The 26,671-nt window shown below is 69.2% G+C and carries 21 protein-coding genes and 1 pseudogene; 12 read left to right on the top strand and 10 right to left on the bottom strand.

The features are described from left to right. Window positions 1-144: 144 nt before the first annotated feature. From VKV26_09790 to VKV26_09780, 3 genes are read left to right on the top strand one after another with little or no spacing between them, the layout of a single operon-like run. Window positions 145-972: a Dam family site-specific DNA-(adenine-N6)-methyltransferase gene (locus VKV26_09790; protein ID HLZ70182.1), complete on the top strand. Its 828-nt coding sequence runs from the start codon at window positions 145-147 to the stop codon at window positions 970-972. A 4-nt stretch (window positions 973-976) separates the two neighbouring features. Continuing rightward, on the top strand, window positions 977-1,402 hold the full coding sequence (locus VKV26_09785) for a PD-(D/E)XK nuclease superfamily protein (GenBank protein ID HLZ70181.1): 426 nt from the start codon (window positions 977-979) through the stop codon (window positions 1,400-1,402). A gap of 4 nt (window positions 1,403-1,406) precedes the next feature. Then, window positions 1,407-1,787 (top strand): DUF5615 family PIN-like protein, encoded by a 381-nt coding sequence (locus VKV26_09780; protein HLZ70180.1) that lies wholly within the window; start codon window positions 1,407-1,409, stop codon window positions 1,785-1,787. Here VKV26_09780 and VKV26_09775 read toward each other — a convergent pair. Next, window positions 1,784-2,101, bottom strand: coding sequence for a DUF433 domain-containing protein (locus VKV26_09775; protein HLZ70179.1), 318 nt, complete (start codon window positions 2,099-2,101; stop codon window positions 1,784-1,786). The two genes, VKV26_09780 and VKV26_09775, sit on opposite strands and share 4 nt — an antisense overlap. A 244-nt stretch (window positions 2,102-2,345) precedes the next feature. Here VKV26_09775 and VKV26_09770 point away from each other — a divergent pair, with 244 nt between their 5' ends. The 4 genes and pseudogenes from VKV26_09770 to VKV26_09755 all read left to right on the top strand — a co-directional run bounded on the left by VKV26_09770 (window position 2,346) and on the right by VKV26_09755 (window position 6,918). After that, window positions 2,346-4,277 carry a peptide ABC transporter substrate-binding protein gene (locus VKV26_09770; protein HLZ70178.1) on the top strand — a complete coding sequence of 644 codons (1,932 nt, stop codon included), beginning with the start codon at window positions 2,346-2,348 and terminating at the stop codon, window positions 4,275-4,277. A gap of 143 nt (window positions 4,278-4,420) precedes the next feature. Beyond that, window positions 4,421-5,380: an ABC transporter permease gene (locus VKV26_09765; GenBank protein ID HLZ70177.1), complete on the top strand. Its 960-nt coding sequence runs from the start codon at window positions 4,421-4,423 to the stop codon at window positions 5,378-5,380. 14 nt (window positions 5,381-5,394) lie between these two features. Next, on the top strand, window positions 5,395-6,342 hold the full coding sequence (locus VKV26_09760) for an ABC transporter permease (protein ID HLZ70176.1): 948 nt from the start codon (window positions 5,395-5,397) through the stop codon (window positions 6,340-6,342). 108 nt (window positions 6,343-6,450) lie between these two features. After that, window positions 6,451-6,918: pseudogene (locus tag VKV26_09755) on the top strand (MgtC/SapB family protein). A 402-nt stretch (window positions 6,919-7,320) separates the two neighbouring features. On the opposite strand, the gene VKV26_09750 reads toward VKV26_09755, so the two are convergent. Both VKV26_09750 and VKV26_09745 read right to left on the bottom strand, forming a co-directional pair. Further along, window positions 7,321-11,295 carry a hypothetical protein gene (locus VKV26_09750; protein HLZ70175.1) on the bottom strand — a complete coding sequence of 1,325 codons (3,975 nt, stop codon included), beginning with the start codon at window positions 11,293-11,295 and terminating at the stop codon, window positions 7,321-7,323. A 426-nt stretch (window positions 11,296-11,721) separates the two neighbouring features. Beyond that, a complete protein-coding gene (locus VKV26_09745) occupies window positions 11,722-12,711 on the bottom strand; it encodes a heterodisulfide reductase-related iron-sulfur binding cluster (GenBank protein ID HLZ70174.1) in 990 nt (329 codons plus the stop codon). Between the two features lie 315 nt (window positions 12,712-13,026). Between VKV26_09745 and VKV26_09740 the strand changes: the two genes are divergently transcribed. Further along, window positions 13,027-13,764, top strand: coding sequence for an ankyrin repeat domain-containing protein (locus VKV26_09740; protein ID HLZ70173.1), 738 nt, complete (start codon window positions 13,027-13,029; stop codon window positions 13,762-13,764). Window positions 13,765-14,184: 420 nt separating this feature from the next. Here VKV26_09740 and VKV26_09735 read toward each other — a convergent pair whose 3' ends face one another. From VKV26_09735 to VKV26_09725, 3 genes are all read right to left on the bottom strand, one after another. Next, on the bottom strand, window positions 14,185-14,652 hold the full coding sequence (locus VKV26_09735; GenBank protein HLZ70172.1) for a DUF3037 domain-containing protein: 468 nt from the start codon (window positions 14,650-14,652) through the stop codon (window positions 14,185-14,187). Beyond that, window positions 14,630-15,430 carry a HipA family kinase gene (locus VKV26_09730; protein ID HLZ70171.1) on the bottom strand — a complete coding sequence of 267 codons (801 nt, stop codon included), beginning with the start codon at window positions 15,428-15,430 and terminating at the stop codon, window positions 14,630-14,632. The genes VKV26_09735 and VKV26_09730 overlap by 23 nt, the downstream gene beginning before the upstream one ends. Before the next feature lie 216 nt (window positions 15,431-15,646). Then, entirely contained in the window at window positions 15,647-16,489 is an 843-nt protein-coding gene (locus VKV26_09725; protein ID HLZ70170.1) for a class I SAM-dependent methyltransferase, read from the bottom strand. A gap of 136 nt (window positions 16,490-16,625) precedes the next feature. Here VKV26_09725 and VKV26_09720 point away from each other — a divergent pair, with 136 nt between their 5' ends. Both VKV26_09720 and VKV26_09715 read left to right on the top strand, forming a co-directional pair. Next, the gene (locus VKV26_09720) at window positions 16,626-17,912 is read left to right on the top strand and encodes an alkyl sulfatase dimerization domain-containing protein (GenBank protein HLZ70169.1); all 1,287 of its coding nucleotides are present in this window, start codon (window positions 16,626-16,628) and stop codon (window positions 17,910-17,912) included. A gap of 15 nt (window positions 17,913-17,927) precedes the next feature. Further along, window positions 17,928-19,058, top strand: a complete 1,131-nt coding sequence (locus VKV26_09715) for a nucleotidyltransferase domain-containing protein (protein ID HLZ70168.1) — start codon at window positions 17,928-17,930, stop codon at window positions 19,056-19,058. Window positions 19,059-19,341: 283 nt separating this feature from the next. Here the strand turns inward: VKV26_09715 and VKV26_09710 are convergent, their stop codons facing one another. After that, window positions 19,342-19,533 carry a hypothetical protein gene (locus VKV26_09710; protein ID HLZ70167.1) on the bottom strand — a complete coding sequence of 64 codons (192 nt, stop codon included), beginning with the start codon at window positions 19,531-19,533 and terminating at the stop codon, window positions 19,342-19,344. Between the two features lie 431 nt (window positions 19,534-19,964). On the opposite strand from VKV26_09710, the gene VKV26_09705 reads away from it, so the two are divergent. Continuing rightward, window positions 19,965-21,521: a carboxylesterase/lipase family protein gene (locus VKV26_09705; protein ID HLZ70166.1), complete on the top strand. Its 1,557-nt coding sequence runs from the start codon at window positions 19,965-19,967 to the stop codon at window positions 21,519-21,521. A gap of 26 nt (window positions 21,522-21,547) precedes the next feature. Here the strand turns inward: VKV26_09705 and VKV26_09700 are convergent, their stop codons facing one another. The 3 genes from VKV26_09700 to VKV26_09690 all read right to left on the bottom strand — a co-directional run bounded on the left by VKV26_09700 (window position 21,548) and on the right by VKV26_09690 (window position 25,366). Continuing rightward, entirely contained in the window at window positions 21,548-22,576 is a 1,029-nt protein-coding gene (locus tag VKV26_09700; GenBank protein HLZ70165.1) for an NHL repeat-containing protein, read from the bottom strand. Between the two features lie 202 nt (window positions 22,577-22,778). Then, window positions 22,779-23,915, bottom strand: coding sequence for a DUF1501 domain-containing protein (locus VKV26_09695; GenBank protein HLZ70164.1), 1,137 nt, complete (start codon window positions 23,913-23,915; stop codon window positions 22,779-22,781). A 47-nt stretch (window positions 23,916-23,962) separates the two neighbouring features. Beyond that, window positions 23,963-25,366, bottom strand: coding sequence for a DUF1800 domain-containing protein (locus VKV26_09690; protein ID HLZ70163.1), 1,404 nt, complete (start codon window positions 25,364-25,366; stop codon window positions 23,963-23,965). Between the two features lie 390 nt (window positions 25,367-25,756). On the opposite strand from VKV26_09690, the gene VKV26_09685 reads away from it, so the two are divergent. Beyond that, a complete protein-coding gene (locus VKV26_09685; protein ID HLZ70162.1) occupies window positions 25,757-26,398 on the top strand; it encodes a carboxymuconolactone decarboxylase family protein in 642 nt (213 codons plus the stop codon). Window positions 26,399-26,671: the final 273 nt, after the last annotated feature.

Here is a 26,671-nt window from a genome sequence, read left to right as displayed (position 1 = left end):
TAGCATGTCGCCGCCGGCACGGCCGTGCGTTGCGCCCGGCGCGGCGAAGCCGCAGACTCATGAGTAGCTTCGGCAGATTTGACAGGGTCGCGCGCTCGCCCGCCGCGCTCGGCGGGGCGCGGCGCGGGAGGGCGCGTGGTCGCGATCAAGCGGCAGCCGCTGGCAATCGATCGCGACGGCGCCGGCGGCGCCCCGGCGGGACCGCGCCCGCCGCTGAAGTGGGCCGGCGGCAAGCGCTGGCTGGTGCCGCACCTGCGCCCACTGTGGCAGGCGCACCGGCAGCGGCGGCTGGTCGAGCCGCTCTGCGGCGGACTGGCCGTCACGCTCGGCCTCTTGCCCGAGCGAGCGCTGCTCAACGACATCAACCCGCACGCGGTCAACTTCTACCGCTGGCTGAAGCGCGGCCTGCTCGCCACGACGCCGATGGCGAACGATGAGGCGCTGTATTACACCCAGCGCGATCGCTTCAACGCGCTGATCGCCGGCGGCCAGGCGGAGAGCGCCGAGGCCGCCGAGATCTTCTATTACCTGAACCGCACCGGCTACAACGGCCTCTGCCGCTTCAACCGCCAGGGCGAGTTCAATGTGCCCTTCGGCCGCTACAAGCGCATCGCCTACACGCGCGACTTCGGCGCCTACCGCACCGCCTTCGCCGGCTGGGAATTCTCGCACGGCGATTTCGCCGCCGTGCCCATCGAACCGGGCGACCTGATCTACGCCGATCCGCCCTACGACGTCGAGTTCACGCGCTACTCAAAAGAGGGCTTCGGCTGGACAGACCAGGAGCGGCTGGCGCACTGGCTTGCCGAGCACACGGGGCCGGTGATCCTCTCCAACCAGGCGACGCGGCGCATTGAGCGGCTCTACCTGCGGCTCGGCTTCACGCTCGAGTTCCTTGAAGCGCCGCGCAAGATCAGCTGCACCGGCGACCGCACGCCCGCGCGCGAGGTGCTGGCGTTGAAAGGGGTCTGACGCCGTGCAGCCGCGCGACACGCGCACCGGGTCCGTGCTGGAGCAGATGATCGTGCCGGCGCTGCGCGGCGGCGGCTATCTCTGCAGCCAGCAGGTGCACGTCGGTCCGCGGCTGGGCGGCGGCAAGCACCTGGTCGACTTCGTGGCGACCGATCGCGCCGGCGTTTCGTACCTCGTCTCGGTGAAGTGGCAGCAGGTCGCGGGCACGGCCGAGCAGAAGGTGCCGTACGAGGCGATGTGCCTGGCCGAGGCGGTGCTGGCCAGCCGCGGCGAGTACGCGAAGGCGTACCTGGTGCTGGGTGGCGACGGCTGGAAGCTGCGCGAGTTTTACACCGGCGGCGGCCTGCACGAGCACCTGCGCCACGGCGACCTGGTCACCATTCTCTCCTTCGAGAGCTTCGTCGCCCGCGCCAACCGCGGCCAACTGTAAGGGCGTGGCGTCGCCGCAGCCGGGCATCCGCTTTCACCTTGACGAGCATCTCTCACCACGCATCGCCACGATTGGGCGGAGGCAACACGTCGATATCACGACATCGCAGCAGTTCGGCCGGTTGGGCATGAGCGACGAGCAGCAACTGCTGCTTGCGGCCGAGGATGGGCGCTGCTTCGTCACCCGCAACTATGACGATTTCGACGACCTGACCAGGCGCTTCGCCGCTGAAGGACGACCGCACGCGGGCGTTTTACTCGTGCCGCCGTCGCTGATGCTGTCGGACTTCGCCGGCATCGCCGCGGCGATCGGGCAATACGCGCGGGAACATTCCGACGGAATGCCGCCGTACATGATCGACTACTTGCGAACGGCAAGGAGCTAATCGAGGCGTTGCGAGTACCGCGTCGCGATGTACTCCGGCGTGATCGCCGCCTGCCGCGCGAGGCGCGCCCCGATCTCCTCGGGATACGCCGCCGCATACGCCAGCGCCGCCCGCAGCTGCGCTTCGGTGAGCCAGTGAAACGCCTCACGCAGCGCATCCCAGCTCTCGCCCATCTGACGGTGTGGGCCGATCACCTCGAAGACCTCGATCCCCGTACCGGCGATCCGGGCGCGACGCCCCGTCGGCCCGTCGGCAAAGACGATCCCCGGCACGCGGCGCATCTTCTCGGCCTCGGTGTCCGTCTCCAGTGTCATGCGTGCCTCTTCACGAGGTAGCCACCCCCGATTGCCGTTCCAGTGTAGCGCACACGTGCTGGCGCCCGCGGCAGACCCGCGATCGCCGGTCAGACCAGTGCCGTCCGAATCGGCGTACGCGAGAACGTAACGGGGCGGAAATCCGCACGACGCGCGGGCTACTTGACGCCCCAAGGGACGCGAACTAGACTCGGCGCACGCTGGGACAAGTACGGTGGAGGACTAGCGGAGGAGGCACTGACCGATGTCTGATTGGACCGTGGCCGAACTCGCCGAGCAGTTCAAGGCGGGCCATATCTCGCGACGACACTTCATCGCGAAGATGTTCGCCGCCGGCCTGACCATGCCGGTGATCGCAAGTGTGCTCGCCGCGTGCGGTTCGAGCAACAACGGCAAGAGTGCCGCAAAAACCGGCGCCGGCGCCGCTACGCAGGCGGCCAGCGCCGCGACGCAGGCGGCGGGCGGCGGCTCTGCCGCGGCCAACGCCGCGACTGCTGCGGCCAGTGCCGCCGCGAACGCCTTCACCCCGACCAAGCGCGGCGGCGGCGGCACGCTCAAGCTCCTGTGGTGGCAGGGGCCGACGCTGCCGCAACCGCACATCAACAACGGCACCAAGGACTTCGACGCCTCGCGCATCTTCTATGAGCCGCTGGCCGAGTTCGACGCGGACGCCAACCTCGTGCCCGTGCTCGCGGCCGAGATCCCGACCGTCGAAAACGGCGCCGTAGCCAAGGACGGCACCTCGGTCACCTGGAAGCTGAAGCAGGGCGTCACCTGGCACGACGGCCAGCCCTTCACGGCCGACGACGTCGCCTTCACCTACCAGTTCATTGCCGACCCGGCCACGGCGGCGAACACCGCCGGTCAGTACGTGACGGTCAAGTCGGTCGAGGCCGTCGATCCGCAGACGGTCAAGGTCACCTTCAAGAGCCCGGTGCCCTACTGGCAGACGGCGTTTGTCGGCGCCAACGGCATGATCATCCCCAAGCACATCTTCGGCCCCTATATCGGCAAGGAGTCGCACAACGCGCCCAACAACCTGAAGCCGCTGGGCACCGGCCCCTACAAGTACGTCGATTTCCGCCCCGGCGACAGTCTCGAGGCCGACATTAACCCGAACTACCACGTCGCCAACCGGCCCTTCTTCGATCACATCTCGCTGAAGGGCGGCGGCGACGCGCCCTCGGCCGCCCGCGCCGTGCTGCAAACCGGCGACTACGACTACGCCTGGAACATGCAGGTCACCTACGACGAGCTGCAGGGCATTCAGAAGGGCGGCACCGGTCAGATCGTGATCTTTCCCGGTTCCGGCGCCGAGTCGATGTACTTCAACTTCACCGACCCGAACAAGGAGGTCGGCGGCGAAGCCTCCAGCCTGCAGACCAAGCATCCTTTCTTCGCGGACGTCAAGGTCCGCCAGGCGTTTAACCTGATGTTCGACCGCAAGACGGTCGTCGATCAGCTCTACGGCAAGGAAGGGCAGATCGTCAACTACCTGGTCTACAACCCGAGCAAGTTCGCCCCGACGCAACAGACCCAGCTCACTTTCGACCCGGCGAAGGCCGGGCAGATGCTGGATGACGCCGGCTGGAAGAAGGGTTCCGACGGCGTGCGCGCCAACAATGGCGTGAAGATGAAGATCGTCTACGCCACGTCGATCAACAGTCTGCGCCAGAACGAGCAGGCGATCATCAAGAAGACGCTGGAATCGCAGGGCATCCAGGTCGAGCTGAAGTCGGTCGACGCCAACATCTTCTTCGGCGACGCCACCAACCCCGACAACCTGGCACAAATGCATTTTGACCTCGGCATGTGGACGAACAGCCCCGGCATCGATCCGCAGAACTATTTCCGCGCCTTCGTCAGCCAGACGCACGGCCAGCCCAACGACAACATCGCGCAGAAGTCGAACAACTGGTCGGGCACCAACGTGATGCGCTACATCAACCCGGCGTTCGACCAGATCTGGGAGCAGGCCGCCACGGAGCTCGACGCGATCAAGCGCGCCGACCTGTTCAAGAAGATGAACGAGATGATCGCCGCCGACGCGCCCAAGCTGCCGCTCGCCGCCCGCAACGGCGTCTCCGTCGCCAAGGGCAACCTGCAGGGCATGGACTTGCAGCCCTGGGCGTCGTCCGACCTCTGGCGCCTCGCCTACTGGTACCGCAAGACGTAGCCGGGGGGTAGTGCTCGGCACGGCGGTAGAGCCGGCCGGTTGGCGGTCTTTCTGCCGGGGAGCACCGCCAACCGGCCGCTTTCGCAGCAATGTGCAGACCGGGGCGGGAGGCGGCGCCGGCGCGCCGCCCGGGGGAGCTGCAGGTGACGACGTTCATCTTCCGGCGCGTGCTGATCGCGATCCCCACGCTGATCGCGATCAGCGTCATCCTCTTCACGATCCTGCACCTCGCCCCGGGCGACCCCTTCGCCGAGCTCGCCCTCAACCCCGACATTCCGCCGGAGGTGCGCCTCAACCTGCGCAAGCAGCTCGGCATCGACGACCCGCTGCCGGTGCAGTACGTGCGCTGGGCAACACAGGTGGTCAAGGGCAACTGGGGCTACTCGTTTGTCAGCCGCGTGAACGTGTTGACGCTGATCCGGCAGCGCCTGCCGACGACGCTGTTCATCGTGGGCACGGCCTACCTGGTCGCGATTCCGTTCGCCATCCTGATCGGCGTGGTTTCCGCCGTCAAACAGTACTCCTGGATCGACAACGTGGCGACGACGTTCGCCTTTCTGGGCATCTCGTTGCCCAGCTTCTTCACGGGACTGGTTTTCATTCTCATTTTCAGCATCTGGCTGCGCTGGCTGCCCTTCATCTACTCCACGCACTTACCCGGCAGCGGTCTGACCTACCTCTGGGAGCTGTTTAAACACGCGGTCATGCCGATCACGGTGCTGGCGCTGATCCAGATGGCCTCGCTCACGCGCTACGTGCGCGGCGCGATGCTGGATGTGATCGGCCAGGACTACGTGCGCACGGCGCGGGCCAAGGGGCTGGCAGAGCTGAGCGTGGTGATGAAGCACGCCTTCCGCAACGCCCTGATTCCCGTGGTCACGATCCTGGCGCTCGATCTGCCGGCGATCATCACCGGCGCGCTGATCACCGAGCAGATCTTCCGCGTGCCCGGCATGGGCTCGCTGCTGATCAACTCGCTGGAGGCCAAGGACACGCCGGTGGTGATGTTCATCGTCTTCACCTACGCGATCCTGGTCGTGCTGTTCACGCTGATCGCCGACATCCTCTACGGCTTTCTCGATCCACGCATTAAGCTCGCCTAGGCGGAGGAGGGCGAATGGCCGCCGGAACGGGCACTACAGCCGAACTGGCCGCGCGCGCGGAGCCGCTCTTTCAAGGCCGGCGGCAGCGCACGCTCTGGGGCGACGCCTTCCGCCAGTTTCGCCGCCACCGCATGGCCATGCTCGGCCTGATCGTCTTCAGCTTCCTGGTGGTGGCAACCCTGATCGGCCCGGCGATCTATCCGAAGCCGATCAACGACATCGACCTCGCGCAGAAGCTGCACGGGCCGAGCCTCTCGCATCCCTTCGGCACGGATGACCTCGGCCAGGACATCCTTGCGCGCGTGCTCTTCGGCGGCCGCGTCTCGATCGCGGTGGGGCTGGTGGCGATGCTGATCTCGGTCACGATCGGCACGCTGCTCGGCGCCCTGGCCGGCTTCTTCGGCGGCTTCACCGACGTGGTGATCATGCGGATCACGGAGGTGATGCTCAGCCTGCCGCAACTGCCGCTGCTGCTGCTGGTGATCTACCTCTTCCGCGACAAGCTGCGCCACGCCATCGGCCCCGAGCTGGGTACGTTCACCATGATCGTCGTGATCATCGGCGCCCTGGCCTGGATGCGCGTGGCGCGCCTGGTGCGCGCCTCCTTCCTCAGCATCAAGGAGAAGGAGTACATCGAGGCGGCGCGCTCGGTGGGCGTGCCTTCGGGCCGGCTGATGATCGTGCACATGCTGCCCAACGCGCTCAGCCCCGTGATCGTGGCCGCCTCGCTCGGCGTGGCCGCCGCCATCCTCACCGAGTCGGCGCTCTCCTTCCTCGGCCTGGGCTTCCCGCCCGACCTGCCGACCTGGGGCCGCATCCTCTACGACGCCAAGGACCGGCTGGACACGGCGCCCTACTGGGCGATGGCCCCCGGCATCTGCATCTTTTTAGCCATCCTCTCGATCAATTTCATCGGCGACGGCCTGCGCGACGCGCTCGACCCGCGCCGCACCTCGCAGTAGGCCGGCCAGGGCAACAGGCGTTTGCTCGCGCCGAGCGCAGGTTGCCCCGCTCCGGCGCATTTGCACTCTGGCCCGCCGCGCCGTACGCTTGCGGTCTCATTCCTCCGCATGCAGGCAGGCGCGGCGGCGTGGCCCGTACGTTCCCGCAACCCGGCCGGCCGCGATGTTCGCCGCTGGTCGCCCGTCTCGCCGGATCGTGCGGCGCGGTTGCCGATGAATCTGCCGTTTGGAGATCAGGTCGCCCGGCTGGCGCTGGCGCTGGTGCTCGGCGCCGCGATCGGCTTTGAGCGCGAGCGGCGCGACTACGCGGCCGGCTTCCGCACTCATGCCCTCGTCTCCGTCGGCGCCGCGCTGTTCATCCTCGTCTCGACCTACGGCTTCGACGACATCCTCGGCAGCCAGGGCGTCGCGCTCGACCCCTCGCGCGTGGCCGCGCAGGTGGTAACCGGTATCGGCTTCCTCGGCGGCGGCGCGATCATCGTGCAGCGGGGCACCGTGCACGGTCTCACCAGCGCTGCCGGCATCTGGTTCGTGGCCGCGATCGGGCTTGCCTGCGGCGCCGGCCTCTTCTCGCTGGCGCTGGCGGGCACCGTGATCGCGCTGCTGGTGCTGGTGCCCTTCAAGATCCTCGAACGCCGCGTCTTCCAGCGCGCCCATGTGCTGCTCGACATCCGCGTCGACCATGCCGAGGGATTGGTGAGCGCGGTGTACGCGTACGCGGAGGCGGCGGGCGCCACGGTGCGCACGCTGCGCATCAGCGGTGACGAGAAGCGGGGCGCCCGCTTGCTGCTCGAGCTGGATGCGCCGCAGGGTCGGGCGCTTGCAGGAGATCGAGGGCATCAACCGCACCACGCTGCGCAGCCTCTAGGCGCGTCGCGCGGCACCGCTCAGCGGATTGAAACGAAAGTCACACGCCGCGGGCGGGACCGCATGGTCCCGCCCGCGGCGTGCTCAGGCTGCGCTGCCGCCGTTCGCTCCTCAGTTGAACGGCAAGTAATGGTCGTTGGGGTCGTGCAGCAACGGCCAGAAGTGCCACGGGTTGTTGTCGATATAGTCCGCGTGGCCGAGGAAGTTGAGGAAGCCCCCTCCCAGATCCCAGTAGTCGAAGTCGAAGCTGCCGAGCAGGTCGGTGTCGATGTTGATGAACGGTTGCGGCACCAACGTCGGGCAGATGCCCACCAGGCAGATTTCGACGCCGGCCGAGGCCTTGAAGTGGGTGAAATCGTTGGCGATGACCGATACGCGCGGCACGTACTCGTTGGCGTTGGGCGCCGGGCCGGCCGGATTGAGACTCGCCGGGCTGCCGATGAAGTCGTAGCTGGTCAGGAACCCGTCGATCGGCGAGGCCGCCTCGAAGTCGAAGAACGCCGTGGCGACGATGTAGAAGACGCCGCACTCCGGCGGGATCCCCTGGCACTTCGTGTCGGTGTCGCCCGTGCTGAAGCCCCAGTTGGCCGACATGGACGGCGCCACGAAGTCGGCGACGAAGCGGCCGCCGTTGTCCTGCGTGAGCAGCGCGATCTCCACCGGGTTCGAGGTTGTGAGCGCGATGTTGCCCGGGAAGCCGATGTTGTAGCTGGCGTGCACCGAGGTCGGCGTGTTGGTGAGGATGACCTTCAGTGCCTTCTGGCCGTCGCTCGCGCCCGGCAGCGGCCCCTGGTAGATGGTGATCGTGCCGGGGCTGGCGCTGAAGTCGACGTTCGCATGGCCGCTGCTGGTGCTACCGAGGTCCACGTCGGCGTCCATCGTCGAGGGGATGTTGGGCACGTTCACCGTCAGGAAGGTGCCCGCCGTGTTCTCCAGCGCCAGGTAGAACGGGTGCGCCGCCGCCGACGGGATCTCCACGTGCGCCAGCGCCTTGAGGTTGACGGGGTCCACGCTCAGCGACGCGGCCTTGAAGCCGGTGAAGCGCACGCTGAGGAAGTCGAGCTGCCCCGCGCCGTTGCGGCGGTAGATCAGGTGGTCCTCGTTGGGCGCGAGCTGCGTCGTGCTGTTGTACAGGTTGTCCAGCCGGCCCATGAAGATCGGATCGCGCACCGCCGCGCCGCCGACGCCCTGGTCGAAGTAGCGCTGGTCGATCGTGCGGGCGAAGGCGCTGTACTGGATGCTGCCGCCCGCGGCCGTGAACGGGCTGTAGTTGGACGGCGTGTTGCTCTTCACATCGCGCGAGACGATGATCGCGACCGTGCCCAGCGCCGCCCCGGCCGTCAGCGTGGCGTGCGGGCTGGGCGCGATGCCCCAGGCCGCGTTCCAGTTGGCCGGGATGTTCTGCACGTCCAGCAGGATGTGCTTGTACTCGCCCTTAAGGATGCCCTGGTTGCTCGTCAGCTCCACCATCACGTGCGTGATCGGGTTGCTGAGCGTGAGCGAGGCCGAGCCTTCCACCGCGGGCGTGAAGCTGTAGGTCACGCTGGTCGGCACGCCGGTGATCTGTCCGACCACGTGCGTCACAAAGCCGCCGGTCTGGGTGATGTCGGCCGTTACGTCGATCTCGTTCAGCCCGCCGCTGGCCGTGAGGCTGAGCTGCGTGCTGAAGTCGCTGGAGAAGTTCACCGAAGCCGGCAGGTTCAGCAGCGACAACGTGGCGTTCAGGCCGAGGTTCGGGCCGGTGAGCGTCGAGGTGATGTCGGTGTTCCAGACGGCGTAGAGCGGGTGCGCCGCGGCCGTCTGGTAGTTGAAGCTGACGCCGCCGCTGTTGCCGTCGCTGAAGCTCAGCTTGCCCAGGTCCAGCACGCGGAAGCCGAACTTCTTCTCCGGCCCGCTGGTGCCCTGGTCCACCAGGTTGGCGTAGTCGCTGCCCGCCGTGGCGATCGCCGGCGGCGAGATGTCCACCAGGGCGCCGGCCGCCTCGATCGAGCCGATCGTGCTGCCCAGCGCGTCGACGTTGATCGCGTAGGCGGAGCCGTACGACCAACTGCTGGTCAGGCTCGGCGCCTGTTCGACGCGCACCCTGGCGTGCTTCAACCTCACGCCGAAGAAGCCGTCGGTGCCGGCCAGGCCGTTCGTCGTGTCGTCGCAGATCAACTGATAGAGGCCGAGCTTGCCGCCCACCGGGTCGGTGATCGTGAGGTTGAAGTGCCCGGCCGCCGCGTAGTCGATCTTCATCGCCTTCGGCAGGCTGCCGATGGCGAGACTGCAGGTCAGCGTGCCGATCTGGATGCTGCAGGTGATCGAGGCGATCGGGTCGCTGGCCGTGTACTGCCACTGATCGCGGAAGTTCGTGCCGGTCAGGTTCATGGAGCGCGGTACGTCGTGGATCTGGCAGTTGATGTTCACGTCGCCCATGCTGTGCGGCAGCACCGTGGCGCCCGCGTTGATCGCCAGCCGCAGTGTCATGTGGTTCGCCGCCGCCAGGCCGATCTGGAACGCCGTGGTCGGGTCGGCGGTGTTCAGGTTCAAGGTGACGCTCTGCAGCTTCGCGAAGCCGAGCGCCCAGCGGAAGCCGGCGGTGTCGTCCTCGAAGGCCACGACGTGGTCGAGCGTGGTCGGCCCGTCGGACATCGGATTCGCCGTCCAGATCGCCGGGAAGGTGTCCTTCGCGGCCATCGCCACGCCGACGAAGCCGATGAAGTCGCCGGGCTTGGTCACGCCCGCCGACACGGTCGGCAGCGTGGTCGAGTTGTTCCAGTTGATCGAGAAGTCCGGCACGCTGAGCAGCTTCGCCTCGGCCCGCTTCATGTTCAGACCGAAGAGGCCGCCCGGGCTGCCGTCGATCAGATCGATCACGGCGGAGCCGAGCGTGGGCGTGTTCTGCGCGCCGGAGGCCGGGCCGAAGGTGGCGCTGAGCTTGTTCGCCTGCAGCGCCAGGTCGGCCGTCAGCGGCACGCCGGTGAAGGTGAACTTCTGCTCGCGCGTGCCGGTGGATTCCGTACGATCCACCACCACGCTGTTGATCACGCTGTTGCCGGCGTGATGCACGCTGAAGGTGGGCGGCGAGGCGCCGAGGTTGAGGTTGATGCTCAGCGCCTCCGACGTCGGCATCTGGTCCACCGTGATCGTGTCGGTGAACGTCGCCGAGGGCGAGCCGCTCGCCCCGACCCCCTCGTCGAAGGTCAGCTCCGCCTTCGTCGGGCTGCTGGCTGCCCAGGTCAGCGCGACCTGCGAGGCGTTCGCCGGCGCGCCCAGCAGCTCGGAGGTATCGAGGGTCAGGCTGGCCGTCGCCGGCACGGGCGTCAGCCGCAGCCCGCTGTCGTTGAGGTCGAGGATCGAGGCGCCGGGCGGCGGCGGGTTCAAGGCGAGCTGGTTCTGGTACAGCCCGCCCAGGAACTTCACCGAATCCGGCGTGCCGCTGGAGGTGAGCGCCATGCCCAGGCTGTGCACGGTGCCGCCGAAGACGTTCGGCGTGAAGACCAGTTGCTCGCTGGCGGGGATGAACTTCGACTCCGGCGCCGGGTTGGCGCGCGTGTCGTAGCCCCAGAACAGGTAGGGCGGCGCCGCCAGGCTCTCGCTGTTGAAGGGGTCCATGGGGAAGGCGATGATCGCCGTCAGGTCGGGGGCGATGTTCCCCTTCGAGTCCGGCAGGGCGGTGATCGTCAGGCGGAGCTGGAAGGGCGGGCCGAGCAGTTGCTCGACCAGCACCTGGATGTCGTGGCCGCCCTGGCCGGTGGCGCCGTTGTTGTCGACATCGATCTGCTTGGGCGAGCCGGCTTTAAACGCCGTGATCTGCTCCACCACGCCGCCGGGTGCGCTGGGATTGCTGGAGCGCGTGATGATCGCGAAGGGCACCGGGTACTGCGCCAAGGCCTGCTGAATGCTGCTCGCCGAGAGCTTGTTCAGCACGTCCAGCAGATTGAAGTCGCCGGGGCTTGGCGGCGAGATCTGCGCGTGGCCGAGAGTCGCGGGCCGCGCCGCCGAACCGAGCGCCAGCGCCAGCAGCAGCGCTGCAAGCCAGATCAGACGAGGGAGCGATCGGGGCCGAGCCGGGTGGAGGAGACGGTGCGGGTGCGGGTTCACGATGCGTCCTCCTGCTGGCGGGGCGCCTGCCGCTGCACGGCTCACCGGCGCGGGTGGCCGGCGAACCGAGTCGCACCGCGGCGACGCTCCCGGCTGTGGCATCGGGCAGCGCGATGGCCACGGGCCATCTCCGGCGTACGCCTGCGGACGATAGACCTCCTGTGGTGGTGCGGGCGGGACACCAAATACGGTTTAGGACAAATCGTTCAGGGAATCCCAACAACGTTACCGTGCCCCCGGTCCGCCTGTCGCGCTTCTCGCGAACCACTTTTGTGAACGGAATCGGACAATTTTGCGAATCTGCGGGAGTGCCCGACCGCGCGAACGCGCCGGCCGGCCTCATGCACAGAAACGGCCGCGTGCGCACGCGGCGCCGCCAGATCGGGCAGGCGTGAGAGGAGTGACGGCGGGGCCAGCGCCGCGGCGCTAGATGCCCTTGCCGCCGGCGAAGTGCCGCTGCACCACGTCGCGCACCCGCCGCTCGTCGAGATCGTGGGCGGCCATGCAGGGCGCCATCTCGGCCAATACCGCGTCCGTGTCGCCCAGCTTGAGGTAGCGCTTGTACTGGTCCTCGTGCTCGATGCCGAGGGCGCGGCCGAAGACGGTGAGGTAGTGCTCGATCGTCAGCGGAGAGTCGGCCTCGTAGCCGCAGAGCAACCGCTGGCAGCCGTGATACAGCGTCGCCAGCGTCTGCGCGCCCTGCGTCACCGCCGCCTCGAGCTGCCGCGCCACCCGCGCCCGCCAGACCGCCTGGGCCGCGGGTGTGGCCGGCCAGGTGCAACTGCGCCCCCAGCCGTCTTCGCAGCCGGGGTCCAACAGCTCGATGCCGGGCACGGCCGCGAGCAGGCCGCGTACGGCGTCGCGCTCGCGGCGGCGTGGCTCGCTGTCGTTGTGATAGTGCAGCGCCACGCGGCCCGCCCGTGGCCGGCGCTCCGGCAGCAGCTCAAGGTGCTCCAGCAGGTACTCGGAGACGTGCTGGACCTTGTAGGGCACATCGGCCTGCACCACTTCGTCGTAGAAGTAGATGCAGGAGGGGCACCACATCACCACGCGCTCCGGCTGAAACTGCTCGAAGTAGCGCAGTGTGTTGGCGCTGATGTTGCCGGCCAGGTCGGCGTCGCCCTCGCGGTGATGCACGATGCCGCAACAGTAGGCCGGGCCGCCCACCATCTCGAATGGCTGCCCCGTGGCCCGGCTCACCAGGCCGAACACGTCGCTGACCGTGCGCACCAGGTGGCCGGTGCGCAGGATGTTGCAACCGAGATACAGCAGCACGGGCACGCGCCGCGGCGCCCGCGGCGGGCGGCTGTGCCAGGTCTGCTCGGATGGCAGCATCTGCAATTTGTTGAGCAGCAGGCCATCGCCGAAGTAGCCGGCGTAGTCAAATCCGCTGCGGATGTTCGTCTTGCCGGCCATCGTCACGCTCCCCGCGGGCGCGGCCGCCGCAACGGCGCGGCGCAGGCCCGCGCTTAGTATAGCGGGCCGCCGGACGCCGCCGATGGCCCGGCTGGATCCGTCACGCGGCCGCCAACGATAGGGGTTTCCCCTACTGCGCCGGTCGCCGCGCGCATAACCAGAACCAGCACCGCATAGACAGAGAGCCGATCGGCTATGATCACGCAGTACACACACGGATAACACGTTCAAAATCGTGTCGTCTGCCGCGGGCAATGGCAGCGTGCCGGTTTGCCACCCGCGTGCGCCGGCCGGCAGGCGACCAAGGGCTCGACCATGTCCTTCCCACCGGGCCGCTCCCGGCCGCTGGCCCCCTCCCGCACCACCGCGCTCGCCACACCCGCGTTTGCACAGGCGCTGGCCGCGGGCGATGCGGCGCGCGTGGCCGCGCTGCTGCGGCGCGATCCGGCGCTGGCCGCCGCGCTGCTGCCCGATCCCCGCGATCCTGCCCGGCCGCAGTCGGAGCGGCTCGCGCCCATGCACGCCGCCGCCCGCGCCGGCGATACGGCACTGCTCACGGCGCTGCTGGCCGCCGGCGCGCGGCCGGACGCCCGCGACGCCGCCGGCTACACGCCGCTGCACCATGCGGCGCTGCGCGGCCATGCGGCCGTGCTGCAGCAACTGCTGGACGCGGGCGCGGACCCGGCGGCGCTCGCGAGCTGGGAGGGAACGCCCCTGCACCTGGCGTCGGCGGCGGGCCGAGCCGGCTGCGTGCGCCGGCTGCTGAAGGCGGGCGCCCCTCCCAACGCGCGCGACGCCTCCGGCTGCACCCCCCTGCAACTTGCCGCGAGCGCCGGGCATGCCGCGGCCGCACAGTCCCTGCTCGCCGCCGGCGCCGACGCCGGGGCGAGAGACGCCGACGGCAGCACGCCCCTGCACCATGCCGCGCGTGAACATGCCGACGCCGTTGTGCGCCTGCTGGTCGCGCGCGGCGGCCGTCCCGACAGCTTCAACCGCCTCGCCGAAACGCCGGGCGATCTGGCCGTCGCGGACCCCGCTCCGGGCGCGCCGTAGCCGGCGCCCGCCGCTCACCCGGCCCCGCGGCGCCCGCGCCACGCTTGAGCCGGGTTCGCTGCCGGCGGCCCCAGCAGCCCGGAATCCGGGCGTTGTGCTCCGCTTTGCCGCCGCCGCAGGCACCGCTTCATCTGCGCCTCCATGCCGCGGGCTGCACTTTGAGGAGAGCGGCAAGCGCATGTGCTGAGCCCAGGCAATCCGAAGGAGGAGGTGTACCGATGTGTGGAGGCCCTGGAGATGTCACGATACTGCCCGACGACAGCCTCTGGTCGATCGCGCAGCGCGTCTACGGCAACGGCGCCATGTGGAACGCAACTCTTCGCGCTCAACGCCGGCCAGATGCTGCGGATCGCGTAGCGTCTGTCCGGAGCGGCAACGTCAGTGGGCCGGAGCCGTGCGCTTCGGCCCACTGACGTTGCTTCACGCCGATCGCGGTGGTCGGGCATCTGCGTCGCGCGGGTGGCTCGGCGGGGCGCAGCGGCCGTCCTCCGGCGGCAGGCGCACGCTCAAGTCGAACAGGCGCTCAAGCTCCGCCCGCGGGTCGCGGCAGAGACCGGCGTGCACGGGTGAGGTCTGCACCAGCGTGCTGCGCGGCGTCACCAGCCAGTCGAAACGCCGGGCAAGGGGCAGGCCGCCGATCTCGCCGGCTTCCGCCGCGCCCGCGCAGACCAGCGCGATCAGGTCCAGGTGCTGCTGCACCGCATCGAGGTCATCCGCGCTGAGCCAGGGCGCGAACACGGCCAGCCGTGCCCGCTCGAGCGCGAGGCGCGCGGCGAGGAAGCGCTGTTCCAGGCAGCAGAGCACGACGCCCGCGTTGAGGAACTCCTCACGCTCGACGCGGGGCACCACGCGCACGACGGCGTACTCAAAAACGCTCGCTGCGGGCACGCATCGCCTCTTCCGCGAACGCGCGCGGCGCGCGCAAGCGCTCGATCAGGTACTCGGCGTAGGCCCGTCGCTGCGCCGCTGCGTCGGTGAACGCTTCATCCTCTTCCAGCCAGGCGTCGGGGATCTGCTCGACGATGCCCTGCAACAGGGCGGGGGTGAGCAGTTCGCCGAGCCGCATGTCGGCCTCGGCCAGCGCCGTGGCGAAGCGCAGCAGCACATGCTCGCGGATCTGCGGAAACGGCCGCCGCGCCCGCTCAAGGTAGCCGGGCCAGTCGTAGTGGAAGAAGAAGGAGGCGCCGTTGTCGATCAGATATACCTGCTTGTGCCAGACGAGCAGGTTGGGATTGCGCGGCGTGCGATCGACGTTGCTGACCAACGCGTCGAACCAGACGACGGCCGAGGCCAGCTCCGCAGTGGGCCGCGGCGGCACGGCCGGATCAAAGGCGAACGCGCCGGGCAAAAAGTCCATTGCCAGGTTGAGGCCGGCACTCGCCTCGATCAGCGCCTTGATCTCCGGGTCGCGCTCGGAGCGGCCCAACACGGGGTCCAGCTCGGCGAAGACGACTTCGGGCACGGGCAGCGCGAGGGCGCGCCCAAGCTCGGCGGCCAGCAGCTCGGCGATCAGCACCTTCGGCCCCTGGCCGGCGCCGCGGAACTTGAGCACATAGGTGCCCAGGTCGTCCGCCTCGACCACGGCGGGTAGCGAGCCGCCCTCGCGCAACGGCGTGACGTAGCGCGTGACTGTGACCGTGCGCACGACGGGCAGCGTGGCCCTCATCCTCACTTCGTTTCTGTGGCCCCGCTCCTTCTCCCAATACTGGAGAGAAGGAGCGGAGCGATCCAGTGGCGAAAGTTCCCAGGTTAGCGGAGCGCTGCCGGGGCACGCGGTGCGCCTCTTCGCGGCCCGCTTCGCTCTACGACGGATCGCCCCTCTCTTCCATACGCTCGCAGCGCGTGGCGGATCTCGCGCCGCCTGAGTACGGGAGAGAGGTGGTCAGGATGAGTGAGGGCCAACGCGCTCGCCCACCACCAGCACGTGCGAGCTGAGGCCCATCAGCGTCGGCTCGCGCTCCACGGCGCGGATCGCTTCCAGCAGCAGCTCGCGCCGGCGTGCATCGTCCCACCAGGCGGCCAGATCGCGCACGACGAACTGCGGTCCTTCGACGGCGACGCGATCGACGATAACAAAGCCGGCCTCCGCGACCTCGTCGCGCAGATCGTCCGGATGGTGGAAGTAGGCCGTGGTCCAATATTGTTTCTCGGTGGGATTGCGGTGCTGGCCGTCGCGCAGGCCGCCCCACATCAGCGTCAGAAACTCCGGATCGTCCATCGACTCGAAGTAGAGGCCGGTGAGCAGACCGGCAAAGCGCGAGACGCCGACGGCGAAGACGCGCCCGCCCGGCCGCAGCACGCGGCGGGCCTCCCGCAGCGCCCGTACGCGGTCTTCTCGTTCGGTCAGGTGATAGAGCGGACCGAGCAGCAGCGCCACGTCGGCGCGCGCCTCCGCGAGCGGCAGCGAGCGCGCATCGCCCTGGATGATGCCGTCCAGCGGCGCTTCCGGCGGCTGGTCGGCCGCCGCACGTACGAGCCGGGTGTGCGCGGATACCAGGTCGAGCAGAATCACCCTGTAGCCGGCAGCCGCCAGCCAGCGGGCGTACAGCCCCGTGCCGCCGCCGATATCCAGCACCGTTGCAGGCGGCCGCGGCAGGTGGCGCCGCAGCAGCTCCTGCGTGCGTGCGAACTCCAGCGCACCGCCGGCGTCCTTCGACAGCCGCACCGTCTCCGGCTCGCGCGTGTAATAGGCGACGACCTCGGCCAGTTCCGGCGTCAGCGCCATCGCCGCTTCACTCCCAATTGCCTCGTTCGCTTCCGCCAGAGCAGGATACACGAGGCGCGGCGCCCGCGATGGCGCTACCATGCAAACCGGCGGCGATTCCATCTGCTCGTCTGTCTGCCCGAGGAGGCGATGCGCCATGCCCGACATCCGCGACCTGTCCGAGCAGCTCTGGAACGGCACGCTGAGCACGGCGGAGATGCACCCGGTGCACGGCCGCGTGCCGGAGGGCCAGGAGCTGGCCGAGGGGCTGCTCTACTACAAAGGCGTCGCCAGCGCCAACACGCTGGACACGGGCGACGGCCTGGTGATGCTCGATACCGGCGCCGTCAACGATCGCCGCCGCCTGCACGAAGCGGTGCGCGCCTGGCGGCCGGCGGCGCCGCTCGTCGCCGCCGTCTTCTCGCACCATCACGTGGACCACATCTTCGGCGTCGGGCCGTTCGAAGAGGAGGCGCAGGCGCGCGGCTGGGCGGCGCCGCGCGTCTACGCCCACGCGCTGATTCCCGCCAACTTCGACCGCTACCGCAAGACGCAGGGCTGGAACACGGCGATCAACCTGCGCCAGTTCGAGCTGCCGCCCGACCGCTTCCGCTGGCCGGCCGAGTACCGCTACCCCGACGTGACCTATCAGCAGGCGCTCACCTTCACCACCGCCAACCTGACCTTCGCCCTGCATCATGCCCGCGGCGAAACCGAAGACGCCACCTGGACCTGGGTGCCAGAGCGGAGACTGCTGGCGCCCGGCGACCTGTTCATCTGGGCGGTGCCGAACGCGGGCAACCCGCAGAAGGTGCAGCGCTACGCGGGCGAGTGGGCGGCGGCGCTGCGCGAGATGGCGGCGCTGGGCGCCGAGATCATGCTGCCCGGCCACGGCCTGCCGATCTTCGGCGCCGTCCGCATCCGCCAGGCGCTGCTGGACACGGCCGAGCTGCTCGACTCGCTCGAAGCGCAGGTGCTGTCGCTGATGAACGTGGGCGCCACGCTGGACCGCGTGCTGCACGAGGTCAAAGCGCCCGCGCACCTGCTGGAGAAGCCGTATCTGCGGCCGGTGTACGACGACCCGCAGTTCCTGCTGCGCAACATCTGGCGGCTTTACGGCGGCTGGTGGGACGGGGAGCCGGACAACCTGCTGCCCGCGCCCCGCGCCGAACAGGCGCGCGAGTGGCTGCAACTGGCCGACGGCCTGGCGAATGTGCTGGCGCGGGCGGCAGTGCTGAAAGCAGCGGGCAACCTGCGCCTCGCCTGCCATCTGGTCGAGGTCGCCGTGATCGCGGAGCCGGCCTCGCGCGAGGCGCACGAGCTGCGCCGCGAGATCTATGCGCAGCGCGCCGCCGGAGAGCCCTCCAGCATGGCCCGCAACATCCTCAACCACGCCGCGCTGGCCAGTGCCCAGGGCAAACGCGACCTCGCCGGCCAGGCGTGAACGGAGCACGATCCCATGTCCTCATCGCCGCTCACCGCTGCCTTTGAGCAGCGCCGCGAGGCGCTGGTCGCCCGGCTCGAACGGCTGACGCGGGAGGACGAGCGCATCGCCGCGCTCTGGTTGCAGGGCAGCCTTGCCGCCGGCACGGCCGACGCGCTCTCCGATGTCGATGCCTACCTCGCCGTCGTCGACGAGCAGTTCGATGCCGTCTACGGGGCCCGCAGAGAACTCGCCGAGTCGCTGGGTGCGCTGCTGTTCAGCGTCGACTCGCTGATTCCGGGATTGCTCGCGCTCCACTGCGTGGTCGAAGGGCCGGTGAAACTGAACCTGTTCTTCGAGCGGGCGAGCCAGGCGCCGAACGTCGATCGGCCCGCCGTGCGCCTGCTGGTGGACAAGACCGGGCTGGAGCCACGGCTGAAGCGCGGCTGGCGGCCGTCGGTGCAGAGCGCGGCGCAGCGCCTGCAGGCGGTCTTCAGCGGTACACGGCAGGGCTGCACCTGGCCGGTGCGCCTCTTGCTGCGCGGGCAATGGTGCGTCTTCACGATGGTCGAGCTGGAGGTGATCAACGACAACCTGGCGCTGCTCATGGCGGTGCAGACCGACCCGGCGCTGCTCTTTCACAACCGGCTCTCGTATCCGCGCCTGCTGCGGCCGGAGCAACGGGACAAACTGGACCGCCTGACGCAGGCGCTGCTGGCAGCGGTTGTCCGCCGCGATCTCGGGGCGATCCGCGACGTGCACCTGCGCATCAATGCGGCGATCGTGCGCGAGGGCCGCGCCGCCTACGCCGCACTCGACCTGACCTATCCCGGCAGCGAAGCGGGCGATGCGGCGATCCACGCCTTCTACGCGCGCCTGGCCGCTGGAGGATGCCGGCCAGCTCCCGGACCACTGATCGGGTTGGGCGGAGGCGACGCGGCCGCCCCGCTCAGGCGCGCGGCCGGGCTGGCTCGACGCCGTTGCCGTAAAACGCCGTCTGGCAGGCCGGGCCGCAGAAGTGGGCGCGCAGATCGGCAAGCGTGCTGTGGCAGTGGGCGCAGCAGCGCGGCATGGAACCGTGCTCGCGGTAGAAGGCGAGCTGGCGTTCCAGGTCGGCGACGATCGCGCTCACGCTGCTCCGCGGCAACAGGCGGCGCAAATCGGTAGCAAACGAGATCAGCTGCAGATCTTCCGGCCAGTCGGTCAGCAGCAGCGGCGGCGCCTCGGGGTACTTCAGGCGGTGAAGCAAATACGCCAGGCGATCGGCTTCACGGCCCAGGTAGGCGGCTGGCATCCGGCCGAAACCTTTCCTCTATGCGGGCACACACGGTGCATTCCCACCATAGAGGGCCGATCTCGGGCTGACGAGTCCCCCCGCGCGGTTATGGTCCACTGTCAGGAAACTGGCAGCATACCCCGCACAAAGGCTCCGGCTGCGATCTGAACCGGCTCAGCCGGCGACGGCGGTGTGCGCGAAGATCGCCTGCAGGCGCTCCTGCCGGCGCCGAGCCTCGCTCCACCACACCCAGCAGCGGGCATGGAACGCCTGCCGCTCTCCGGGGAGCGATCCCTCCGTCCGCACCATCAACGCTTCGTCGATCGGGGCGATCACCTGGTTGCAGCCAGCGCAGGTCGGTTGCATCTCATCCTCCGTCAGACTGCGACGCGTCGCAGCCCAGATACGCCGGTTTCTCGGTCGCGAAGACGGCACGGCCAGTTCCTTCCTCAGACTCTTCCCTTCCCCTCTGTCGAGGCGTCTCTCTATCTGAATTCGTGAGAAGACGGCCCGCGCTTAACCACGCGGCGGCATCAGCGCCCGGCACGGCGCCGGCCATGTAGCGGCGCGGCCGCCGATCGTGTCTCCTACTCGTATGAACGGTGTGGCGGGGCAAATTGGTCCACGGACGGGGGAACCCGGTGTTGTGCCGAACTGCCCGGCCCGCACACTCGTTCCCGCTTCGGCTGGGCGGCGTCCGCCGCCCGATCGTTCGGCGCATGCCGCCTTCAACATTGACGCGCACGTTAATGTCGGTCTACGCTGCCGGCAGTGCCCTGACGGGAAGGAGCTGCGTGATGGCCGGTCCAATCGTGCAAACCGCGGCGGGCGCCCTGCAGGGCGATAGCGAGGCGAACGGCGTGCTCGTCTTCCGTGGCGTGCCCTACGGCGCGCCGACGGGCGGCGCCCGCCGCTTCCTGCCGCCGCTGCCGGCGGAGCCATGGCGCGGCGTGCGCGACGCCACGGCCTTCGGCCCGATCTGCCCGCAGGGCGGCGCCGTGGCCACGGGCTCGCTCGCCGACCAGCGCACGATCGGCTTCCTGCCCGACCTGCCGCAGAGCGAGGACTGCCTGGTGCTCAACGTCTGGACGCCGGGCACGGATACCGCGGCCCGCCGGCCGGTAATGCTCTGGCTGCACGGCCGCGGCTACGCCGAGGGCGCCGGCAGTGAAGGCTGGTACAACGGCGCCGCGCTGGCCCGCCGCGGCGATGTCGTCGTCGTCACGATCAACCACCGCCTCAACGTCTTCGGCTACCTGCACCTCGCGGATCTCGACCCCGCCTTTGCCGGCTCCGGCGTGGCCGGGTTGCTCGACGTGGTACTGGCCCTCCAATGGCTGCGCGAGAACATCGCGGCCTTCGGCGGCGACGCCAGCAACGTCACGATCTTCGGCGAGTCGGGCGGCGGCGCCAAGGTCAGCACGCTGCTCGCCATGCCCGCGGCGGAAGGGCTGTTTCACCGCGCGATCGTGCAGAGCGGCCCCAGCCTGCGCGGCACCGAGGCGGCCGAGGGCACCGCCTTCGCCGAGCGCTTGCTCGCGCATCTCGGCCTCAGAGCGAACGAGGCGGCAAAGCTGCAGACCCTGCCGCACGCGCAGCTGACCGCGGCGCTGGCGAGCCTGCCGGCGCCCAGCGACGGCGGCATGAACATGGCCGGCGCCCCGCGCCGCGCCGCGCTCTGGCTGCGGCCGGTCGTCGATGGCGCCTATCTGCCGCAGCATCCCTTCGATCCGGTGGCCGCGCCGACGGCGGTGCCGGTGCCGCTGCTGATCGGCACGAACAAGGATGAGGCCGCGCTCTTCCTTGCCGGCGACCCGCGCCGGCGGCGGCTCGAAGAGCACGAGCTGCTGGAGCGGCTGACGCGACTACTGGGCGATCGGCGCGACGAGATCCTCGCCGTCTACCGCCGCACCCGGCCAGAGGCCACCCCCTGGGATCTGCTGATCGGCATCTCCAGCGAGCCCACGCGCCTCTCCTCGATCCAGCTCGCGGAGCGCAAGGCCGCGGGCGGCCCGGCGCCGGTCTTCATGTATCTCTTCACCTGGGAGAGCGACGCGCTGGGCGGGCTGTTCAAGTCCTGCCACGCGCTGGAGATCCCGTTCGTCTTCAACCAGCCGGCCGCCGCGCCGTTCACGGGCAGCAAGCCCAACCGCGCCGAGCTGGCCGCCTCGATGAGCGACGCCTGGGCGGCCTTCGCCCGCAACGGCGACCCAAACGGCGCGGGCCTGCCGCACTGGCCGGCCTATTCCGCGGAGCGGCGCGCCACCATGCTCTGCGACGTGCCCTGCCGCGTCGAAGAGGACCCGCGCCGCGAAGAGCGGCTGGTCTGGGCCGGCATGGCGCTGCGACGGTAACCGGCGGTCGCGGGCGGTTGCCGGCGCTACGTCGTCATCAGCGTGGGCGAGCGGCGCTCGGGCGCGATCGCGTCGGGGCCGAGCACGTACGCTTCCTTCTGGTAGACCTGGATGCGGTGGCAGCCGTGGTCGCAGATGAAGAGGCGGCCCTCGGTGTCCACGCGCACCGAGCCGGGGCCTTTGAGCCGTTTCTGCGGCTCCAGCCGCGCCATCTCGCGCAGGCGCAGCGGCTTCGGGTTGGCCAGCAGGTAGTCGCGGGCCACGCGCGAGAGGGTGGCGTCGCCCACGAACTGCTCGACGTAGCGGCCCTCCGGGCTGAAGAGCTGCACGCGGTTGTTGCCCCAATCGGCCACGTAGATGTCGCCGTCGCGGTCGACCGCAAGACCAGCCGGGCGGTTGAACTGGCCCTCCTCCGCGCCAGAGCTGCCGAAGGCGCTCACAAACTCGCCGCCGGCGTCGAAGATCTGCACGCGGTCGTTGCGCCAGTCGCTGACGTAGATGCGGCCCTCATCGTCCACGGCGATGCCCCAGGGCATGTTGAACTCGCCGGGGCCAGTGCCGAAGCGGCCGAACGCGGAGATAAAGCGCCCATCGCGGGAAAACCTCTGCACGCGGTGGTTCATCGTGTCCACCACGAGCAGGTTTTCATCGCTGCCTCCATCTGAATTCTCGAAGGCGATGCCGGAAGGGCGGTTGAGCTGGCCCTCGCCGCTGCCCGCCTCGCCCCACGTGCCGAGGCATTTGCCCTCGCCGTCCATGATCGTGATACGGTTCAGCGCCTCATCGGAGATGAAGAGCCGCTCCTCGCGATCGCGGATCAGCGCCGCGGGCCAGATGAACTTGCCCTCGGCCGTGCCGGCACCGCCGATCGTGTCGCGGTCGTCGTCGTCCCAGCTGTAGCGGCGGATCTCCGTGCCCAGCTCGCCGCGGCAGAGCACGTAGATGCGGCCCTCCTCGCCCAGGGCGATGTCCACCGGGTTGGTGGTCAGGCGGCGCATGCCCAGCGTCTTGATGTAGGGGAAGCCCGCCCGCAGCAGGGCGTGTGCTCGTGGCATTGGTGGTTTGCCTCCCTGTACTTGGTCCCTGCACTGCACCGGCCGTTGATCGGCCCGCACGCCGCGTTCGGCCCTCACCCCCGGTCGATCTCACGGTCCCAATCCTGGGAGAGGGGAGCTTCGGCACGAACTGAGAAGAAGACTCCCCTTCCCCTGGCATTGGCGGCAACAGGCATGAACCGGGTGATGAGGGCCACGCGCCCTAATTGCGGAACGGCCGGATCTGCTCGTAGCTGCCGCCGACGATCGGGTTGGCGTCCAGCCCCAGCCACTGCTCGAGCACCGTGGCGTAGACGCCGCGGAAGTCGATGTGGTGGCGCAGGTCTTCGCCATTGAGCTGCTGGCTCGGCTCCAGCGAGGGGTACTGGCCGTAGAGGCCGCCCTGCACCGGCTTGCCGATCAGGTAGGCGCCGCCACCGGAGCCGTGGTCGGTGCCGCTGCCGTTGTCCTTGATGCGCCGGCCGAACTCGGTGAAGACCAGCATCACCACATTGTCCGCGGCGTTGTGCTCGTCGAGGTCCTGGAAGAAGTCGGCGACGGCGCCGGACAGCTCGCCCAGCAACTTCGGGTGCGTGGCCAACTGCGTGGCGTGGCTGTCGTAGCCACCGTGCTGCGTGTAGAAGACGCGCGTGCCCAGGCCGGCCAGGTGCACGCGCGCCACGTCGCGCAGGCTCTTCGCCAGCGGGTTGTCGGCGTACTGCACCGTCGATTGATACTTCTCCGGCGCCTGCTTGAGCAGGTCGGCGCCGGTGAGCACGTCGACACCCGTGTGGCTCAAGTAGTCCTTGACGATGCCGGCGCCGACGGCGGGCGTGTACATCTCGCGGAAGATGTCCAGCGCCTCGTCGCGCTGCGCTTGCGCCTTGATCCCGCTCATCAGGCCGTAGGAGTCGAGATCGCCGACGGACGTCACCGGCACCTCCGGCGCCGCCAGCGCCCGCGGCAGCCCGCGCCCGAAGCTGATGCCGGTGAGCACGTTCTCGTGGCGCGGGTCCAGGTCGCGGATCGCCTTGCCCAGCCAGCCCTCCGTCGCCACCTTCTCCGGCTCGCAGGTGTGCCAGATATCCATGCCGCGGAAGTGCGAGCGGTTGTGGTTCGGATAGCCGATGCCCTGGACCACGGCCACCGTGCCCTGGTTGTACAACTCGTTGAAGCGCGCGAGCTGCGGGTGGAAGGCCAGCGTCTTGTCGATCGGGATCACCTGCTCCTCGGCCACGCGCACCGTCGGCCGCGAGTCGTGGTAGATGCCGTCTTCGTAGGGAATGACAGTGTTGAGGAAGTCGTTGCCGCCGCTGAGCTGCAGCACCACCAGCACCGGTTCACGTTCGGCAGCCGCCATCTCGAATTCCCTCTCTTGTCTGAATCTGCGCCCCGCCCCGCACGGCGCTAGGCGAACTGGTACTCGGGCGAGGCCACGATCAGCTGCAGCATCCGCGCCACGCGGCCGCGGCTCTCTTCCTGCTCCGCCTCGGAGCCGAAGCGCAGCTCGCCGCCGGACTCGGCGAAGCGCAAGAGCGCCGCGCGCGTGGTCGAGCTGGCGTCCAGCGGCCCAGCCAGCTCCAGGCAGCGATCGACGAAGGCCGCGGGGGTGAGCGGCGCGCCGCTGCTCTTCAGCTCCGCGGCGATCGCCTGCACGCCGGGCTTGCGCACGTCGCCGATTTCGTTGGCGGCGAAGTTGACGCGCTCGTTCAGCGTGCCGCCGTCGATCCACTCCTTGCCCGTGTGCCAGCCCTCGACCGTGGGTGGATTCATCAGCCGCTGGCCCATCAGCCCCGCGGCGCCGGGCAGCGCCAAGAGGCCAGGCTCAGGCTGGCGATGCGCGCCGGAGAGCTTGACGGTACCCACCACCAGCTCGATTGGGCTCTTCACGCGGCGGAAGCGCGCCTCTTTGAAGAAGTCGGAGTTGAACAGCACGCGCAGGATCGAGCGGATGTCGCCGCCGGTGGCGTTGTACGCCGCGATCAGCGCCTCGATCGCCTCCGGGTCGGCGGGCGGCGTCTGCTGCCAGGCGGGCACCTGCGGCTCGTCGGCCACGAAGAAATTATAGAGGTGGCGGGCGATGAAGCGGGCGGTGGCCGGCTGCTTGACGATGATCGCGACGATGTCTTCGCCGTTGAAGCGGCCCGTCTCGCCCAAAAAGGTCTTCTCGCTGTCGTCGTGGTCCTCGGCCCGGTAGACGAAGTGCGAGGGATAGTAGCCGTAAGGGTAGATGGGGATCGGCTGCGTGACCGTCCAGCCGGTGAAGGCCCGCGCCGCCATCTTCACGTCCTGCTCGGAGTAGTTTCCCAGGCCCATGGAGAACAGCTCCATCAGCTCGCGGCCGTAGTTCTCGTTGGGCGCGTCGCGGTGGTTCTCGGAGTTGTCCAGCCAGTAGATCATCGCCGGGTCGCGCGAGAGCTCGAGCAGGATGGTTTGCAACGGCTGCAGGCCGACGCGGCGAAACAGCTCGATCTGGCTGAGCGACGACGGTGTGTGCTCGCTCTTATCCCAGCCGGTGGCGAAGAGGCCGTGCCAGAACAGCGCCAGCTTCTCTTCCAGTGGCCGGCGGGAGTTGACCATGCGGTAGATCCAGCGGGCGTTCCACGTGCCCGGCGAATCCTGGTGCACGAGACCGGGAAAGTAGCGGCGCAGGATGTCGTCGTCGACGTCGGGCTGATCTTCGGGGTGCAGCAGCTCTTCGACCACGGACTCGTAGCTGCGCCCGGCGTAGGCATCGAGCTCGGCGCGGCTGGCGCCGAAGCCGGCGCGGCGCATGAGATGGGCGAGCAAGGCCACATCGCTCTCGGCCACGATTCCCTCCTCAGATCGGTTGTTGCCTTCGTGATCGCAGGCGATGGCAGGCGGCGAGGCAGATAGCCGCGGCGCTGCCCGCGTGGCCCTCGCCGGACTCCTTCGTAATACACCAGGCGCGGCAGCGCGACAACCAGGGCATGCCATCGGCGGACGGGGCGGCGCGTTCGAGCAGTGATCGGCACGGCGGCGAAGCGGGGCAGCGCCGGCGGCACCGCGCGTGCTGCAGGCGGCAGGCCAGCCATGAGCGCGCGACGTGGCGGCCGCAGCGTGGCGACGCTCTGCTGTTCCCGCTCACACGCGCACGGCTCTATGCTGCAGAGGCCCGCGGCGCAGGCCGCCCGCCGGCGCGGCGCCAGAGCTATGAGACATGCCAGAGGAGCAATGACGATGCCGCGTCTCCGCCAGGTGCCCCGCGCCGAGGCCACGCCCGCGGTGCTGCCCATGTACGACCGCCTCTTCGGTCAGCGCGACCCGGTGGCCGAGCCCGGCACGGCCACCGGCACGCCCGGCAACTGGTGGACGGTGATGGCGCAGTCGCCGGAGATCTTCCAGTCGTTCGTCGGCCAGTTCGGGCTGATCGGCAGCAAGAGCCGGGTGCTGCCGCCGCGCTTCCGCGAGCTGGGCATCACACGCACCGGCTTCGCCGCCGGCAGCCGCTTCGTCTTCTCCCAGCACTGTAAGGCCTGCCGCTCGGTCGGCATCACGGAGGAACAGATCGCGGACCTGCCGGTCTGGGCGTCCTCCGCGCAGTTCGACGCGGCCGACCGCGCCGTGCTCGCTTACACCGACGAGCTGGTGCTGGCCGACGGCCGCGTGCAGGACGCAACCTTCGCCCGGCTCAAGGCGCTGCTCTCCGACGAAGCGATCCTGGAGCTGACCTTCATCGTCTGCACCTACCGCCTGCACGCGACGATGTGCCGCGCCCTGCGCCTGGAGTACGACGACGTGCCCGAGCGCGTCGCCGAGATCCCGGCGCCGGCGCCGGGCGCCGCCGCGGCCGACATCATGCGGCAAATCAGCCGCGAGTGAAGGCGCGGCGGCCGTAACGTGCATCGGCCGAGGCGCTCCCGCAAGCCAATGTCACCCGCGCAGAGCCGCCTGATCGACATGCCATCTCGTGGCTACGCGGCACCGGCTCCGGCCTCCGCGCAGTGAACGCCTGGTGTCGAACGTCACCGCATTCATAGGAACATCGGAGGAACATCGGAGACACATCGGAACATCCAGCAGCCAAGGGAGACGGCGCGGCGCGGCGCCTGCAGAACAGCAACGGACCTGAGAGGTGGATGATCCGGCTGGGGA

The sequence above is a fragment of the Dehalococcoidia bacterium genome (genome assembly GCA_035310145.1).
Taxonomy (GTDB): Bacteria; Chloroflexota; Dehalococcoidia; order CAUJGQ01; family CAUJGQ01; genus CALFMN01.
Note: the sequence above shows the minus strand (reverse complement) of the source record. Positions and strands in the feature narration are given on the sequence as shown.